The following is a 17128-nucleotide window of genomic DNA, read 5'->3' as shown; positions in this document are numbered from 1 at the left end:
GTAACCCAGGGGCGGTAGCCATTGCATTTTCCAGTGAGCATGGTGAAATTCGTATGCCCTGATGCTTTTTAAAGCATCCTATAAGTCTGACTACTTGCTTTTTTACGCAACGAATATTCATTCGTGTTATGCATTCCAGCTTGTATCAATTTCATATCAACGCCTCGCAAGAGATAACATTTCTATGAAAATTCTCGTTACCGGTGGTGCCGGTTTTATCGGCTCTGCCGTAGTGCGCCATATCATCCGTGATACCCAGGATTCCGTGATCAATCTCGATAAACTCACCTATGCCGGTAATCTGGAATCCCTGGCCGATGTATCGTCAAGCGAGCGTTATGCGTTTGAGCAAGTGGATATCTGCAATCGTGCCGAGTTGGATCGGGTGTTTGCCCTGCACCAGCCGGATGCCGTGATGCACTTGGCCGCCGAGAGCCATGTCGACCGCTCCATCACTGGACCCGCCGATTTCATCGAGACCAATATCGTCGGCACCTATATGTTGCTGGAAGCGGCACGTGCCTACTGGAATGGTCTGGACGAGGTACGCAAGGTGGCCTTCCGCTTCCACCATATCTCCACCGATGAGGTGTATGGCGATCTGCCCCATCCGGATGAAGTTGCCGCCGGTGAGCCATTGCCGCTCTTTACCGAAACCACTCCTTATGCCCCCAGCAGCCCCTATTCTGCCTCCAAGGCTTCCAGCGACCATCTGGTACGCGCCTGGCGCCGTACTTACGGCCTGCCCACCATCGTTACCAACTGTTCTAACAACTACGGCCCTTATCACTTCCCCGAGAAGCTGATCCCGCTGGTGATCCTCAATGCGCTGGATGGCAAGCCGCTGCCGGTCTATGGCAAGGGTGACCAGATCCGTGACTGGCTCTATGTGGAAGATCACGCACGCGCGCTCTACAAGGTGGTGACCACTGGTTTGGTCGGGGAGACCTACAACATCGGCGGTCACAACGAGAAGCAGAATCTGGACGTGGTGCATACCGTGTGTGATCTGCTTGACGAAATGGTGCCAAAAGCGGGCTCATACCGCGCTCAAATCACCTATGTGGCGGATCGTCCCGGCCACGATCGCCGCTATGCTATCGATGCCAGCAAGATGAGCAGTGAGCTTGCTTGGCAACCGCAAGAAACTTTCGAGTCGGGCATTCGCAAAACTGTGCAGTGGTATCTGGATAACCAGCAGTGGGTCAACAACGTCAAGAGCGGTGCCTACCAATCCTGGATTGAGCAGAATTACGGGGAGCGCAGCTGATGCATATTTTGCTGTTTGGCAAAAACGGTCAGGTCGGTTGGGAGCTACAGCGTGCACTCGCACCGCTGGGCCGCATCACGGCCGTTGATTTTGACTCCACCGACTATTGCGGTGACTTTAGCAATCCGGCAGGGGTAGCCGAAACCGTACGTCTGGTAAAACCGGATGTGATTGTTAACGCAGCGGCCCATACTGCAGTCGACAAGGCAGAGAGCGAGCGGGAATTTGCCGAGCTGCTCAATGCCACTAGTGTGGCCGCTATCGCCAAAGAAGCAGAAGTATTGGGAGCCTGGTTGGTTCACTACTCCACTGACTATGTGTTCGATGGCAGTGGTGAGCGCCCATGGGTGGAAAGCGATGCCACCGCCCCGCTCAATGTCTACGGCGAAACCAAGCTGGCAGGGGAACAAGGCGCCGCGCTTTGCTCTCGTCACCTGATCTTCCGCACTAGCTGGGTCTACGCTGCCCGCGGCGCCAACTTTGCCAAGACCATGCTGCGTTTTGGCAAAGAGCGGAGCGAGATGTCAATCATCAATGACCAGTTCGGCGCTCCGACCGGGGCCGAGCTGCTGGCCGATTGCACCGCCCATGCTATCCGCGTGGCGCAGAGCAAACCCGACGTTGCCGGGCTGTACCATCTGATTGCCTCTGGCACCACTACCTGGTTTGACTACGCCCAGTTGGTGTTTGCCAAAGCCAGAGAGGCCGGGGTTGAACTGGCGGTCACGCAACTCAATGCGGTGCCGACCAGTGCCTTCCCGACCCCGGCCAAACGCCCCCATAACTCCCGCCTTGATACCAGCAAATTCCAGCGTACCTTCGATCTGGTGCTGCCGGACTGGACGGTCGGTGTGGAGCGGATGTTGACCGAGATCCTCGGCAAGTAAATCACAGGCCAGGGATGTATTGAACGCCTTCCTGGCTGTCAGGGATAAAACAGAAAAGTGTGGCCTCAAGCCACCCTTGTCTTTTGCAATTTAAAAATAAGAAACAAACATCATGACCAAACGTAAAGGCATTATTCTGGCCGGTGGCTCAGGCACCCGTCTCTATCCGGTGACTATGGCGGTGAGCAAGCAGTTGCTGCCTATCTATGACAAGCCGATGATCTACTATCCGTTGAGTATCCTGATGCTGGCCGGTATTCGCGATATTTTGATTATCAGCACGCCGCAAGATACTCCCCGGTTTGAGCAATTGCTGGGTGATGGCAGCCAGTGGGGCCTGAGCTTGCAATACAAGGTGCAGCCAAGCCCGGACGGGTTGGCACAAGCCTTTATTCTGGGTGAAGAGTTTATCGGTTCAGACACCTGTGCGCTGGTGTTGGGCGATAACATCTTCTACGGCCACGACCTGCAAAAACAGCTGGAGGCGGCAGCGGCTAAAGAGAGCGGCGCGACCGTCTTTGCCTACCACGTGCATGATCCGGAACGTTATGGTGTGGTGGAATTTGATAAAGAGGGTACCGCTATTTCTCTGGAAGAGAAGCCACTGGAGCCCAAGAGCAACTATGCAGTCACCGGCCTCTATTTCTATGACAATAGCGTGGTGGAGATCGCCAAGAGCCTGAAGCCATCGCCACGTGGTGAGCTGGAAATTACCGATGTGAACCGTATCTACCTGGAGCAAGGTAATCTGTCGGTAGCGATGATGGGCCGTGGTTATGCTTGGCTTGATACCGGTACTCATGAAAGCCTGATTGAAGCGAGCAACTTTATTCAGACCATCGAGACGCGTCAGGGATTGAAAGTAGCCTGCCCGGAAGAGATTGCCTATCGCCAAAAGTTTATCAATGCCGACCAGGTTCGTGAACTTGCAGCGCCATTGGCAAAGAATGCGTATGGCCAATATTTGTTAAAAATGGTTGCCAAAGCCTGATGTGATATGGGGGGAGGGAAGTTGCTCCCCCATAAAGATTGAATTTAATGTGGATAGACAGATGAATGTAATCAAGACAGCAATCCCTGACGTGCTTGTTTTTGAGCCAAAAGTCTTTGGTGATGAGCGTGGTTTTTTCTTTGAGAGTTTCAACCATAAGCAGTTTGAAGAGGCAGTAGGATATCCGGTTACCTTTGTGCAGGATAATCACTCCAAATCTTCAAAAGGGGTATTACGTGGCTTGCACTATCAGTTGCCCCCTCATGCGCAGGGCAAGCTGGTCCGCTGTGTGGCCGGTGAAGTGTTTGATGTAGCGGTAGATATCCGCAAAAGCTCCCCGACCTTCGGGCAATGGATAGGAGTTCACCTGTCTGGTGAAAACAAGCGTCAGTTGTGGATCCCAGAAGGGTTTGCTCATGGTTTTTTAGCATTAAAAGATGATACTGAGGTCTTATACAAGACAACTGCCTATTATAATTCATCATCCGAAAGATCTTGTATATGGAACGATGATGAATTAGGTATAGATTGGCCAAGTATAGGAATTTCATATAATCTTTCTAAAAAAGATGAGTGTGCTCTAGCTTTTTTTGAAATTGAGAGTATCTCATGATGTTCGTGTTTTTTTTGAGTGATTTATATTTATGAAGTATGTTCTTGGTAGATTGACCCCTTGGGATGAGAAAGTTTTTCAGAAAAAAACTTATGAGCTGTTACACTTAGATATGTCTAATATAACAGAGCTGAAGGAAGAAATTGGTAACTCAACATTTTTTGGCGCTGAATTAATTTATGGAAGATTCTCTGCAGATGATTATGCTATAAAAGCATTACTCATTAATGCTGGCTTTATTCCATGTGAAACCTCATATGATATTTGCCTACCTAGATTGGATAAATTTAGTTTACCGAAACCGTACTCTCTTAAGAGCTACCCATTAACAATAGAAACTGAGGCATCATATGACGAGATAGCAGTCGTTGCCTCTGATAAAATGTTTCGCTTTTCTAGGTTTCATGAGGATCCCTTTGTTTCTCCTGAATTAGCAGATAAGAGACTCGGTTTTTGGGTGCGAGATCTCAAGTATCAATCTAACATCATAGCCTTAACGTATCGAAATCTAGATGGTGATATTATCTCATTCATGATATGTCATAAAGATAATGAAACAGTCAAGTTTTTGCTTGGTGGTAGCCGGAGAGGCATGGAATTTCACTCTCCATTTTTCTGGGGAAGTGTTATTTCATATTGGAAGAGTAAAGGAGTAAAGAAAATAATAACTACAATTTCGGCAGCCAACATTGGTGTGGTTAATTTATATAGCAGCCTAGGCTTTGTGTTCAATTGTGTAAAAGTTGATTATCACAAACATATAATGGTTTGATTTTTTATTTCATATTAAGGTGATGTATGTCTATAAATGATGTGATTTTTGAAGTATTTCATGAGGCACTTGAGTTGCGCGGGGTCGATTTGATAGTCGACAAGTTACAGGACGATACAGTATTATTAGAAAGTGGTCTTGATTCATTAGGATTCGCAATTTTGGTTACTCTACTTGAGGAGCGTTTAGGTTTTGATCCATTTACCATGATGGCAGAACCTATATATCCGAAAACATTTGGCCAATTTGTGCAGGTATATAAAAGTGTTGATGTTGATAAAAGAAAATAAAGATTTTTCGAATAGGGTTGCAGTAGTTACAAAAAATTATTCATTCTACTACGCTGACTATTTAAGAGTATTTGAAATAAACCGAGATATTTTGTTATCTATTAAAGGTAAACGTATTGGGCTGTTGAGGTTATCATCGATAGATATCGCAAAGATAATTCCACTACTAGTCGGGTGGGTGAAGTCAATAGTCTTCATCCCCAGCAATCTAACAGATAATGATTTAGATATTATTTGTGCTGAACGTTATATAGATGCTTACTTATCACTAAAGGATGGAGAGCAGTGTGTTATTGAAGAAATAAATAAAATTACAGAAATAGAAAGTAATAATCTATATGATACAGAAGTAATTATACCGACATCAGGGACAACTGCTGTCCCCAAGTTGGTTAGACATTCACTAACCTCACTTACTAGAACAGTAAAACGTAATACGAGTATAGGTGGGGATAGTAGATGGGCGCTTAGTTACCAGCTAGATAGATTTGCTGGATTACAGGTTTTTTTACAGTCATATTTTAGTGGAGCATCAATCATCATCCCTGATGAGAGAGATAATTTTATCAGTAGATTGAAGTTTTTTGGTGATAATAAATGCACATGTATGTCTGCAACACCGACATTTTGGCGGATGGCGATCATGCATGATATTAAACACCTTATCCCGAATTTGAAAATAATAACTCTGGGTGGTGAAATATCAAATCAAGAAATTTTGGATAAGTTGAGATATATATATCCGTTATCAAAGATAACTCACATATATGCCTCGACAGAGGCTGGTGTGGGTTTTTCTGTCAATGATGGCTTTGCTGGTTTTCCTATCAGTTATATGACCGATGGTGTTAATGACATAGAGTTAAAAGTTTCAGAATCCTCTTCATTGTTGATCAAAAATCGAACCGGCTATCAATCCTATGTAGGAAGAAATGATTTAGTTAATTCGGAAGGTTTTATTGATAGTGGAGATATCATTAGCCTCACTGAAGATAGAGTTTACTTTATTGGCCGAAGTAGCGGAGCAATAAATGTCGGTGGAAATAAAGTGATGCCGGAAGAAGTTGAATCGGTGCTACTTGACCATCACAATGTAAAACTATGTAGAGTCTATGCAAAAAAAAATCCAATAATGGGTAGTTTAGTTTGTTGTGATGTTGTTTTTTCAAAAAATACCGGTGACATCGGAGAAATGAAAAAAGACTTGGTAGAGCATTGTAAAACTCATTTAGATAGTTTTAAGGTCCCCGTAGTATATAAAATTGTTGATGATATTGGCATAAAAATTAATAACAACGGTAAGATAATAAGGCATTAATGTATGAATGTAATTGTAACGGGAGCTGCAAAGGGGCTTGGATTAGCGATTGCTAAAGATCTATTGTTAGATGGATATCAAGTCATTGGTATAGGTCGCAAGCACTCAGATGAAACCATAGCTATGGTTAACGACAAATCTCTACCTTTCTCATTTTATGATTTTGACTTGGTTAATGTTGAGTCTATTAAAGACTTGGTATCATTGATAACTAAGCAGCACGGAAGGATATATGGGTTGGTAAACAATGCTGCGGTTGGATATGATGGTGTATTGGCAACCTTGCATGAATCTCAAATATCTAGTTTATTAAAAATTAATGTAGAGTCCCCAATTGTTCTGACTAAATATGTTCTCCGTTCAATGCTTTTGAATGGTGAGGGGCGTGTAATTAATATAGGCTCAATTATTGGAAGTACGGGCTTTAATGGACTGTCAGTTTATGGTGCATCGAAAGCTGCTCTTGAAGGTTTTACAAAATCTCTTGCTAGAGAAGTCGGGAAAGCTAATATCACTGTAAACACAGTGGCACCTGGTTATATGAGCACGCAAATGACCTCTTCATTAGAGGGTGATAAACTATTAAGTATTATTCGGAGAAGTCCATTAGGCGCTTTGGCGACTGTCGAAGATGTTGCATCAATAGTCACTTATCTTCTCTCAGATAAAGCCAAAATGATTACCGGAGCAACATTTAAAGTTGATGGTGGTAGCACAGCTTGATTAAGCGTCGAACTTAGTGGGAGGAGTATTTATGATTCCATTTAATAAACCATATCTTCATGGAAGAGAGCTTGTATATATTGCTGAAGCGGTGGCAAGAGGGAAGATTTCTGGGGACGGCGTATTTACCCAAAAATGTCACGAGTATTTTCAAAATAAGTACGGCTTTAAGAAAGTCTTAATGACTACTTCATGTACAGATGCTTTGGAAATGGCTGCGATATTGCTTGACATTAAGCCTGGTGATGAGGTTATTGCGCCATCCTATACCTTTGTTTCCACTGTTAATGCCTTTGCTTTGCGCGGTGCTAAGATAGTTTTCGCAGATAGCTGTCCAGAACATCCAAATATTGATCCTGTACAAATAGAAAAACTAATTACACCTAAGACTAAAGCTATTGTTGTGGTTCATTATGCGGGGGTTGCATGTGACATGGATGCTATAATGGATATAGCACACCAACATGGTATTCCCGTAGTGGAGGATGCTGCTCAAGCTATTGATAGCTTCTATAAAAATAGGCCTCTCGGGAGTATTGGAACATTTGGTACATTTTCATTTCATGAGACCAAGAATATAATTTCTGGTGAGGGGGGGCTGCTAGTAATTAACGATGAGAGTTATATACATCGCGCAGAAATAATTCGTGAAAAAGGAACTAATCGCTCCTCATTTTTTCGTGGTGAAATAGATAAGTATGGTTGGGTTGATGTTGGTTCATCTTTTTTACCATCAGATATAATTGCTGCGTATCTTTATGCTCAACTTGAGAATATGGAAGTAATCCAGGCTAGGCGAAAAAGCATTTGGATGCGTTATTATAACAATTTGAGTGTTTTGTCTGTCAATAAAAAAATTAAAATGCCCTGTGTGGCAAGTTATTCGACAAACAACGCTCATATGTTTTATTTTTTATGTGAAAGTCTCAAGCAGCGGACTGAATTAATAGATTTTCTTAAGAAGGAAAATGTACACGCTGTATTTCATTATTTGTCGCTACATTCTAGTGAGTATTATCAATCAAAGCACACTAGTCGCGAATTGCCATACGCCGATCTTTTTAGTGATAGACTGGTAAGATTGCCGTTGTTTTATGAATTAACAGATGAACAGGTGGATTTTATTTGCGAGAAAGTATCCTCTTTCTTGAGTATGGGGGGGGGCTTTTGAGGTGGTCTAATAAATATGATAGTGCCTTTATAAAAGGCACTATTGCATTACTTCTAAAAGTCGATGGTAATTACCTTGGCTTTGACTTAGATTTATTCTGATGATTTATTTTTCTATTCATCCATAATTTCATGTTATTTTTTAAGCTGAGTTTTTAGATAATCATATAGAGTGAAAGATAACTCTCTGGATAATTATCTAATTATATTTTTTAGAGTCATGCATACCATGTACATGGCGTGGTAACACCCGTTTTTCAATGATGTGTGGTTTATATTAGGGTTTCACTGTAACATGATCAAAAAAATTTCAGTTTTATATTTGTCGCAATTGTGTAAAACAGTGTTGCCTCTTTTCTTTGTTCCCCTAACAATATCATTATTAGGGGTGGAGCAATATGGGCTTGTTACCTTTCTGGCTATGCTTATAGGTCTGCTAGGTATATTGGACTTAGGTATAAGTGGCACATTTATACGCCAAGTATCGATAAGTAAAGATAGCCTAACTCTATTTGATTCTGTTCTGAAGGTTTTTATTCGTGCTGTTATTTTATTTTTAGGTGTTTCATTTTTTATATTTATTGTTTTTTATGTCCTATCTAATATAATATATAGTCACTGGTTGAATACGAGAGTAGATGAACAGGTATCTGTTTTTGTTATAAAAGCAATGGGGCTTATTCTTGCATGTACTTATTTTAAGTCCTACATTTCTAGCTTTATGCAGGGACTTGAAAAACAGGTGCCCCTTGCTATATGGAACATGGTTTATTCCGTGCTGTTTTACGCAGGCTCATATTATTTTGTTTTATTTTTTTGTGGCGATGATTCTAATGATAGAGTACTGACTCTATACTTCATTTCACTTTCAGTGATAATGTTTATTGATGTTTCCGTTCTTTCTTTAATGTTACTGTTTTATATTCTTTCAAATAGAAGGACTCTAAAAAATACTAGAGATATCATCGAGTGTGCTGAGTCAGAAATCACTTCTCTCCGCGATCTCATTAAGTTCGCCATCCATTTGTCTGGGCTTTCTTTTATATGGATGGTGGCAACGCAAGTTGATAAGGTAGTATTATCAACTTATGCTAGACTTGATGCATATGCACACTATCAGATAGCGGCACAGCTGGCGATGACAATTACAATGCTTGCGGTTCCTGTATCGCAATATTTGATGCCAAGACTTAGCTCTTTGTATAAAAAAGATAATAAGGTCTTATTTATTAAAGAGGTCTCTTATTTTATCTTCATTTTTTCGCTGTTTGTTGTTCCAATTTCACCCTATTTTTATATTTATGGGGAGAGGCTTATTTCTGTATGGATGGGAAATAAACTTCTTGGTGACGAGATAAATGCTTATGCTTTTTGGCTGGTCTCTGCGACGTTAACATCAGTTATTATGAATTTTTTATTTATTGTACTTTATGCAATGAATAAGATAAAGTTGCATTTTTATGCTTATGCTTCATACTCGGTGCTGACAATACCTTGCTCTATATTTGTAGCTAAATATTTTGGTGCAGCAGGAAGTGCAAAGTTTCTTTTTCTACATTCGTTAATTTTTATGTTGGTATGGGGACCTATTGGATTTTCGCGGTTTATACGAGGCATTGTTGTTCCTTTATTCTTTTTTTTAGTTTATTTGATATTTTTTTCATACGTTAATTTTAGATATATGTCAGAGTTAATTTTCTCAAGCTATGAACTAATTGATATTTTACTTCCTCCATTGTTAAATATAGTTTTTATTGCGTTACCTCTATTTATTTTTAGATTTAAAGTGAGAAATATTTTATCTAGGATTTCATTGAAAAGTAATTGGGGTGTTTAAGTGAAAATATTACACTTATCATTTGGGGATTTGAATGGGGCCTTTTATGGTGCCTATAGAACACATGCCAATCTTGTTCGATATGGACATGAATCAACAATGTTTGTTTTAAGAAAAACGTCAAACGATGTGAATGTAGTTAGTATCTCGAGTTTTTATCATGTGATACTAGATTTTTTTTATCGAGCAGTAAGACGACTTATTATAAAAAATGATCGGTTGAAGGATAAAACATTTCTTCTATACAAAACATCATTTGTGCTGAAAAAAATATTTAAGATATATAAAAACTCGCCAGACCTAATAATTATTTATTATGTTGCTGGTTTTTTATCTGATAATGATATTGAAAAATTACAAAAGCACTATGGTTGCCCGATCGCATTTTATTTAATGGATGTTGCTGCGCTTACTGGTGGATGCCATTATCCATGGGATTGTAAGGGCTACATGGAGTCATGTAACCAGTGTCCAGCCGTACGAAATATGTTTCGTGCCATACCCAAAAATGTTTTTGAAAACAGGAGGAGAATTAGCGGCAATGTTAAGAGTGTCTATCTCTCTGGTAGTGAGTGGCTTGATGACAGAATTGCGATAAGTGAAATAAAACCAAGTTTTGGTAGCTTTAAGTTACTTATGGGGATAGATGAGTCTATTTTCACTCCTAGGCCAAAAGAAGAAGCTATGTCAGTCCTAAATATAAGTATTCAGCGGGGGAATAAAGTCATATTGCTTGGTGCTCAGTCGCTATCGGATACAAGAAAGGGATTTAAGTATTTTATTGATGCGATGCATATCATAAAAAAATCCAATCTGGAATTATTTTCTGATGTAACATTTCTTACTGTAGGATGTTCTGACTATGATTGTGAAGTATTTAATGGTTTTGAACACGTAAATCTACCCTTTATAAAAGATAAGAATAAATATCCATATATATATAATCTTGCGGATGTTTTCATTTGTCCATCAGTTGAGGATGCCGGACCGATGATGATTAACGAAGCGATTATTTCTGGGCTTCCGGTCATATCATTTAGAGTCGGCGTTGCTAGTGATTTGATTGTTAATGGTTGCACGGGTTTTATTTCAAATGAAATATCTTCGAAAGCGTTATCTAAGATGATACTTCGGTTTGTAAGTCTCACTTTAGACGATGTCCACACAATGAAAACCAACGCTCGTAATTATGGAGTGGAAAAAACTTCAGCCGAAAAGCAGATAGTTTCATTAACTAAAATAATTAATGAACTTTATTGATTGTTTTTCTTGGTCGTGATGTAAGCCTTATAGGTTAAAGGGGCTTCTTGTTAAATGAGTAAAATTACTGCTGATGGGGCTCATTAATAAATTAACAACTGACAAAGCCCTGCGTTTATCCTTCTCAGTGGTACAATCATGAAGCCTTGGATTGGCCGAGTTGTTGAAATGAGGGAGAACTGCACCCGTTTGGGTGTCAAAGAGGCTCGGTTCTACGCTTGGTGTACCAATTGCTAGAATATGAAAACTGGTGAGCGAGAACAACAATTGCTGATGAGGATATCCTGATTAAGCCTCATTTGGCTGAGATAAGCGGAGTGATTTTTCTCTGGTAGAAAGCCGCAATTCGCTTTGCCAAATAACTAAAGTGAAGTGTGCCTCTATGGCCAGGCGGGAGATATATGCATAACCATAATGTAATCTTGTGGCTAAGAACTTGCGCAATCCGCTGATGATATACATCCTGTTCGCGAAGACGTTCAGCTCGATTGCCTTCAGCCAGAAGTGCGTCTAGAAGTACTTCGACAATATTACTTGCCTTTGAGCGATGATGCAGGTTTTATCTATAATCGTCTTGGCCTATATTCCCGTAGCGTTATCGACTGAGTTATTGTGCTAGCTCAAGCTAGGTTGCGGGGCCGCAAATATTATTCCTATGGCTATCAGTTATTGCTGAATGCTCACAGCCTGCACTGTTACATCACGGTCAGTATTAAATAAAATCGCTATGTCAATGCATGTCAGGAGAACTTCTTTCATTTATCGAAGATGATGGTTATTCATGGCGAGCTGTTCATGGCCGGCACCGAAATACGAGAAATGGTATTAGAGTACATATAGGTCGATTACTATCGAAATTGCCTGCTCGATACTGTAGATTATCAACCCTCGGAGGCGATCGCTCGAGAAGGTGGCTGTTTAACTCGGTACAACGATGAATTAATCAGTTCAATCTAAAGTAAGTCATTTTGTAAGTTTCAAGAGTGGCGGACAAATAGTGGCAGTTATGTTTTTGCCATGAGCTCTGGTTTTTTTGAATTTTTATGGTGAAGTTTAATGACATTCTCCTTTAAGTATAGGCTAACAATATTTTTACTCTTTGAGACTATTCTTTTTTCTCCATATTTAAGCTCATGGTTGCCTATGGTTTATGGAATCCCTATAGGGCCAATTATAAGGGGAGTGGGAATAGTTATTTTTTATACAGTATTTCTTTTTCCTGTAATATTTAGTCCTAAACAGACTCACATAGGAAGGTTTACACTATTTATAATTTTTCTTTTCCTTTGCTCAGTGCTGATCGCCATAACGAATGAGATGAGTAATGTTCTTCAAATTATTATAGGTTTACACGCCTTTATTTTTTATCCATTTACATTTATCGTTTTATACTTATATATTTTGAGGTTGAATGTCTTTGAACGAGAAAAAACAATTGTTTTTCTTGCGTCATTGATATGCACTAATTTAGTGATAGCATCGTTAGTTGCAATCGCGGATGTCCTTTCAGGAGGGGAGTTTACACTTTTACTTGGATATAACCCTCATTATGGCGGAGATGGTTTTTCACTAATAAATCAGTATTATGATATAGTTCGTGCTAATGGTGGATTCGCAGATGCTCTAGCATTTGGTTATTTCATGGTCGTTGGCATAGTTTTATCTTTGTCCAAGCTTAAAAATAAAAAAAGTAATTATTATATCATGGTGTTCGTCTTGTGTCTTATTGCTACTTTTTTAAGTATTACCAGGGGAGCTATTGCTGCAGGAGTGTGTATTTTTATTTTTTATGCCATTAGAAGTAAAAGAATGCTCATCTTAATGTCTTTTCTTTTTTGTGTTTTGACTCCAATATTAAGCTTCAAATATTATGATGTTTTTGTTGGTAGGTTTACAGATAGCGATGCCGGATCCAGTCAATCTACTCAGTTGAGATATGAGATGGCAATTAACTCTATTAACTTATTAGCAAAAGAGCCAATGGGAATTGGCATTGGAACTCAGGGGGGAGGGAATGTCTTATCCGAGCATGACAAAAGAATTAATACGGATAATTTTATTTTCCACGCTTTTATTGAATTGGGAGTGTTAGGCGGTATTGCTTATTATATGTTTATATCGCTTCAATTCCTTCTTGCTTATAACAGATGCAATTTAATGACGTATTATAGTATGGTTTTTCTTTTCTTGGTATCTATAATGCTAAGTTCATCAATGCAGTCTGGTCTCTTAGCTGTCAGCTTTTGGCTGATGATGTTGATAGTAAGATTTGATGTCAAAAGAGAAAATTATGCTTGAATTTTTTTATAAAATAAAATGCCTTTTAAGAGGTATTCTTTATCGAGTGTTTGGTATCAAAGGTTTTCGTAAAATAGGATGCAATTTTAAAATTTTTGGTTCCAAAGGAATTTTTGCTGAAAGTTGTAGTGTAGGTGATAATTGCTGGTTTCAAGCCGTTCACTCATATAAGGGCATAAGATATACTCCATGCATAAGGATTGGAAAAGAAACAATGTTTAGTTCCAATGTGCATATATCGGCTGTGAGTAATATAAAAATAGGGAGTGAGTGTTTGTTTGGTTCGAACATATACGTAGGTGACCATTCTCATGGCTCTACTAAGATAGGTTTGTTTGATACAGAATCTGCACCTGCATTGAAAGCACTAGATGATATTGAAGACATTTTTATTGGTGATAGGGTTTGGGTCGGTGATGGTGTAGTAATTCTTGCTGGTACATATATAGGTTCAAATTCTGTTGTGGCTGCAAACTCTGTTGTTAAGGGCATATTCCCGAATAATTCTCTTATCGCCGGAGTTCCAGCGAATAAAATAAGGTCATATCAATAATGTCTAATAGTATTTGTGTTGTTATTCCTGCATATAATCGTACAGAGGAACTTTCAGAATTATTGGACTCTGTTTTATTGCAAGTAGCGTTACCTGACAATGTTCTTATTTGTGAAGACTATTCACCAGAACGAGAAAAAATCATTGCACTTTATAACGCCTATTCTAAGAGGTTTGAAGAGAAGGGTGTTGGGTTTCAATTAAGTTTAAATGATGTAAATTTGGGATATGACAAAAACGTAAGAAAATGTCTTCATGAAGCCAGCGCTGATTGGGCTATTATTATGGGGAATGATGATATTTTGTTGCCAAACTGTATTGACACAGTAAAGCGATTTATCGAAAAAAACAATGTGAAATTTATAAGCAGAGCTTTTTTAAGATTTGTTGATTCAGTAGATAAACCCAAAGGGATGTCATCATTATTTAATCAAGACACTATAATATCCCCTGAAATACATTCTCCAAAATATATCTTTCGCAGCGCTGGTTTCGTTGGGGGATTAGTTATTAATCTTTGCTTTGCAAAAAAACATGAAACAGATAAATATGATGGTTCACTTTACTATCAAATTTATTTGGCTACGTTAGCATATCTAGCTGGTGGGATTGGCTATATTTCAACCCCTATAATAGGGGGGCGCGCAGATAATCCGCCAATGTTTGGTCAGTCAGAAGATGATAAAGAATTTCATATTCCTGGTTCATATTCTGCAAAAGGAAGAGCAAGAATGTGGCAAGGCGTTTTAGATATAACAAAAGACATTGATGAAAGTAGAGGCACTAATTTAATAACAGATATAAAGAAAGAGCTTTGTGTTAGGCAATCATTCCATGTTTTCGAAATGAATGCTGGTCAGCCTTATGTTGTGCTGAAAGAATTAAAGTCTGAGCTAGTAAGGCTTGGTCTTTTCAATCATCCCCTCCCTATAGGACTTTATTTATTTAATATTGTTTTTGGAAATATATCTCGTTTGGGATACTCCTTTATAAGGCGTGTTCTACAGCGGAATCGTAAGGGGGGGGTATGAAAAAAGTTTCCATTGTCCATGAATGGTTAGTGACATATGCTGGTTCTGAGCAGGTTACATCAAAAATTTTAAAAGCATATCCTCATTCGACGTTATTCTCTGTAATTGACTGCTTAGATGAGAAGCAAAGAGACAATTTTCATGGAAGGAAGTTTATAACTACTTTTATACAAAGGATGCCAAAGGTAGGTAAACATTATCAGAAGTATCTGCCCCTAATGCCACTTGCAATTGAGCAAATTGATGTATCTGAAGCAGACATTATTATATCTAGTTCTCATGCCGTGGCTAAAGGAGTACTGACGGGGCCGGATCAGTTACATATAAGCTATGTGCATTCACCTATGCGTTATGCTTGGGATTTACAGCATCAATATCTGCGCGAGTCTGGCTTAAATAAAGGTATTATGGGCTGGATTGCTAAGTTTCTGTTACACAAATTAAGGTTATGGGATTATCGGACAGCTAATGGTGTTGACCATTTTATTGCTAACTCACAGTTTATTGCGCGCCGGATAAAAAAAATATATGGGCGCGATGCTACTGTTATTTATCCTCCTGTTGCTGTAGATAAATTTTCATGTGTAGAACAGAAAGAAGATTTTTATTTGACAGCATCACGTATGGTGCCATACAAGAAAATGGATCTAATTGTTGAGGCATTTACTCATATGCCAGATAAACGCTTGATTGTTATTGGTGATGGCGGTGAGTTTAAAAAAATATCTTCTATAGCTGCAGGTCACGCCAACATCACTATACTTGGTTATCAGCCTTTCGATGTGCTTAAATCCCATATGCAGCGTGCAAAGGCATTCCTATTTGCTGCTGAGGAGGATTTTGGTATTACTCCTGTTGAGGCTCAGGCCTGTGGTACTCCTGTTATAGCCTTTGGAAAGGGAGGGGTACTAGAGACAGTCCGCCCCATAGGTTGTGATTCACCTACAGGAATTTTTTTCCCTGAACAGACTGTTACAAGTGTTTGTGAGGCCGTTGCTAGTTTTGAGTTTAATATCACAGCGTTTCATGCTGGGTTATGTCGCCAAAATGCTGAACGTTTCTCGGAGACTCGCTTTATCTGTGAACTAACTAATTTTGTAGAGAAAAAATGGTTGGAGTTTCTAGAACAGAAAAAAATTTCTTATTAAATCGTTAGACATCCCATTTTTATGGTCCTGTAAACAGGAAGTTGTTCGAGAGCCATCTAGGCTAATTATTAACTCCTATAGGCGTTGTTTCCCAAATCTATGCAGCTTGAATGGAGCTAACCAGGGCGGTGGTGAGCGAATCACCACCATCCTCTTCAAGTCTGCATCATGGGCACGTCGCGTCACCCCATCACCAACTGGCCTCAATACAACAAGTCTTTGATTAACCGTGGGTCACTCACCTTCTGGGTTGATGCCGAGGCCATGCGTAACTGGTTTCACCACGACCATCATGGGCGTCGGGGTCGCAGCCAGCTTTATACTGACCAGACCATCTGTACCTTCCTGATGCTCAAGGGGATTTTTAACCTCACTCTGCGGGCCACTCAGGGACTACTCGACTCCCTGTTCGAGTTGATGAACGTACCGCTTTGTGCCCCCGATTACAGTTGTGTCAGCAAGCGCGCCCGCACGGTGACAGTGGCCTATCGGCAGCCTGGTAAGGGGCGTAACACCGACCTGGTTATCGACTCGACTGGCCTCAAGGTATTTGGGGAAGGCGAGTGGAAAGTCAGAAAGCACGGCACCGAAAAACGGCGAGTCTGGCGCAAGTTGCATCTGGCTGTGGTCCCGGCCACTCACAATATCGTGGCGGCGGAAGTCTCGTTGGAAAATGTCCATGATGCCGAGGTGTTACCGACTCTGCTCAATCCACTACGGCGCAAGCTGGGGCGTGTTTATGCAGATGGTGCCTACGACAGCAAAGCCAGCCATCAACTTATCTCGCGAAAGGGGGCGACAGCCTGTATTCCGCCTCGCAAGAGCGCGGGATTATGGAAAAAGGGACACCCAAGAAATGACGTAGTGCTGGTGATGCGCAAGGAAGGACTGGCGCACTGGAAGAAGATATCGGGGTATCACCGACGCTCGCTGGCCGAGACGGCGATGTATCGGTTCAAGCAGTTGC

Annotated in this window: 16 protein-coding genes; all 16 read left to right on the top strand. The window is 40.5% G+C overall.

Annotated features, from left to right (window positions below):
* The first annotated feature begins 184 nt into the window (after positions 1-184).
* A complete protein-coding gene (gene rfbB, locus ACE1BR_RS06910) occupies positions 185-1270 on the top strand; it encodes a dTDP-glucose 4,6-dehydratase (RefSeq protein WP_374868806.1) in 1086 nt (361 codons plus the stop codon).
* Complete coding sequence (rfbD, locus tag ACE1BR_RS06905; protein ID WP_374868804.1) at positions 1270-2157, top strand: dTDP-4-dehydrorhamnose reductase; 888 nt, start codon at positions 1270-1272, stop codon at positions 2155-2157. The genes rfbB and rfbD overlap by 1 nt, the downstream gene beginning before the upstream one ends.
* A 112-nt stretch (positions 2158-2269) precedes the next feature.
* Positions 2270-3148, top strand: coding sequence for a glucose-1-phosphate thymidylyltransferase RfbA (rfbA, locus tag ACE1BR_RS06900; RefSeq protein WP_374868802.1), 879 nt, complete (start codon positions 2270-2272; stop codon positions 3146-3148).
* Between the two features lie 61 nt (positions 3149-3209).
* Positions 3210-3761 (top strand): dTDP-4-dehydrorhamnose 3,5-epimerase, encoded by a 552-nt coding sequence (gene rfbC, locus ACE1BR_RS06895; protein WP_374868801.1) that lies wholly within the window; start codon positions 3210-3212, stop codon positions 3759-3761.
* Positions 3762-3792: 31 nt separating this feature from the next.
* A complete protein-coding gene (locus tag ACE1BR_RS06890; protein ID WP_374868799.1) occupies positions 3793-4533 on the top strand; it encodes a hypothetical protein in 741 nt (246 codons plus the stop codon).
* A 26-nt stretch (positions 4534-4559) separates the two neighbouring features.
* Positions 4560-4823, top strand: a complete 264-nt coding sequence (locus tag ACE1BR_RS06885; RefSeq protein WP_374868797.1) for a phosphopantetheine-binding protein — start codon at positions 4560-4562, stop codon at positions 4821-4823.
* Entirely contained in the window at positions 4804-6141 is a 1338-nt protein-coding gene (locus tag ACE1BR_RS06880) for a fatty acid--CoA ligase family protein (RefSeq protein WP_374869071.1), read from the top strand. Before ACE1BR_RS06885 ends, ACE1BR_RS06880 begins: the two co-directional genes overlap by 20 nt.
* Before the next feature lie 3 nt (positions 6142-6144).
* Complete coding sequence (locus ACE1BR_RS06875; protein WP_374868795.1) at positions 6145-6864, top strand: SDR family NAD(P)-dependent oxidoreductase; 720 nt, start codon at positions 6145-6147, stop codon at positions 6862-6864.
* Positions 6865-6895: 31 nt separating this feature from the next.
* Positions 6896-8035 carry a dTDP-4-amino-4,6-dideoxygalactose transaminase gene (gene rffA, locus ACE1BR_RS06870; RefSeq protein WP_374868793.1) on the top strand — a complete coding sequence of 380 codons (1140 nt, stop codon included), beginning with the start codon at positions 6896-6898 and terminating at the stop codon, positions 8033-8035.
* 294 nt (positions 8036-8329) lie between these two features.
* Positions 8330-9871 carry an oligosaccharide flippase family protein gene (locus ACE1BR_RS06865; protein ID WP_374868791.1) on the top strand — a complete coding sequence of 514 codons (1542 nt, stop codon included), beginning with the start codon at positions 8330-8332 and terminating at the stop codon, positions 9869-9871.
* Positions 9872-11131, top strand: a complete 1260-nt coding sequence (locus tag ACE1BR_RS06860; protein ID WP_374868789.1) for a glycosyltransferase — start codon at positions 9872-9874, stop codon at positions 11129-11131.
* Positions 11132-12448: 1317 nt separating this feature from the next.
* Complete coding sequence (locus tag ACE1BR_RS06855) at positions 12449-13429, top strand: O-antigen ligase family protein (protein WP_374868787.1); 981 nt, start codon at positions 12449-12451, stop codon at positions 13427-13429.
* The gene (locus tag ACE1BR_RS06850; protein WP_374868785.1) at positions 13422-13982 is read left to right on the top strand and encodes an acyltransferase; all 561 of its coding nucleotides are present in this window, start codon (positions 13422-13424) and stop codon (positions 13980-13982) included. The genes ACE1BR_RS06855 and ACE1BR_RS06850 overlap by 8 nt, the downstream gene beginning before the upstream one ends.
* Positions 13982-15013 carry a glycosyltransferase family 2 protein gene (locus ACE1BR_RS06845; protein WP_374868783.1) on the top strand — a complete coding sequence of 344 codons (1032 nt, stop codon included), beginning with the start codon at positions 13982-13984 and terminating at the stop codon, positions 15011-15013. The genes ACE1BR_RS06850 and ACE1BR_RS06845 overlap by 1 nt, the downstream gene beginning before the upstream one ends.
* Positions 15010-16161 (top strand): glycosyltransferase family 4 protein, encoded by a 1152-nt coding sequence (locus ACE1BR_RS06840; protein WP_374868781.1) that lies wholly within the window; start codon positions 15010-15012, stop codon positions 16159-16161. Before ACE1BR_RS06845 ends, ACE1BR_RS06840 begins: the two co-directional genes overlap by 4 nt.
* A 168-nt stretch (positions 16162-16329) precedes the next feature.
* Positions 16330-17128 (top strand): IS5 family transposase (locus ACE1BR_RS06835; protein WP_374868779.1); only part of this gene is annotated, 799 nt, incomplete at its 3' end.

Origin of the sequence: Aeromonas sp. MdU4, assembly GCF_041929505.1 — a bacterium.
GTDB lineage: Bacteria > Pseudomonadota > Gammaproteobacteria > Enterobacterales > Aeromonadaceae > Aeromonas.
This window is presented reverse-complemented; position numbering and strand designations above follow the sequence as displayed.

Bases quoted from the DNA above. Each gene is read 5' to 3' on its own strand.
- rffA (WP_374868793.1), top strand. From the start codon at position 6,896: ATGATTCCATTTAATAAACCATATCTTCATGGAAGAGAGCTTGTATAT.
- ACE1BR_RS06850 (WP_374868785.1), top strand. From the start codon at position 13,422: ATGCTTGAATTTTTTTATAAAATAAAATGCCTTTTAAGAGGTATTCTT.
- ACE1BR_RS06880 (WP_374869071.1), top strand. From the start codon at position 4,804: ATGTTGATAAAAGAAAATAAAGATTTTTCGAATAGGGTTGCAGTAGTT.
- ACE1BR_RS06840 (WP_374868781.1), top strand. From the start codon at position 15,010: ATGAAAAAAGTTTCCATTGTCCATGAATGGTTAGTGACATATGCTGGT.
- rfbD (WP_374868804.1), top strand. From the start codon at position 1,270: ATGCATATTTTGCTGTTTGGCAAAAACGGTCAGGTCGGTTGGGAGCTA.
- ACE1BR_RS06855 (WP_374868787.1), top strand. From the start codon at position 12,449: ATGAGTAATGTTCTTCAAATTATTATAGGTTTACACGCCTTTATTTTT.
- rfbC (WP_374868801.1), top strand. From the start codon at position 3,210: ATGAATGTAATCAAGACAGCAATCCCTGACGTGCTTGTTTTTGAGCCA.
- ACE1BR_RS06885 (WP_374868797.1), top strand. From the start codon at position 4,560: ATGTCTATAAATGATGTGATTTTTGAAGTATTTCATGAGGCACTTGAG.
- ACE1BR_RS06890 (WP_374868799.1), top strand. From the start codon at position 3,793: ATGAAGTATGTTCTTGGTAGATTGACCCCTTGGGATGAGAAAGTTTTT.
- ACE1BR_RS06865 (WP_374868791.1), top strand. From the start codon at position 8,330: ATGATCAAAAAAATTTCAGTTTTATATTTGTCGCAATTGTGTAAAACA.
- ACE1BR_RS06845 (WP_374868783.1), top strand. From the start codon at position 13,982: ATGTCTAATAGTATTTGTGTTGTTATTCCTGCATATAATCGTACAGAG.
- rfbA (WP_374868802.1), top strand. From the start codon at position 2,270: ATGACCAAACGTAAAGGCATTATTCTGGCCGGTGGCTCAGGCACCCGT.
- rfbB (WP_374868806.1), top strand. From the start codon at position 185: ATGAAAATTCTCGTTACCGGTGGTGCCGGTTTTATCGGCTCTGCCGTA.
- ACE1BR_RS06875 (WP_374868795.1), top strand. From the start codon at position 6,145: ATGAATGTAATTGTAACGGGAGCTGCAAAGGGGCTTGGATTAGCGATT.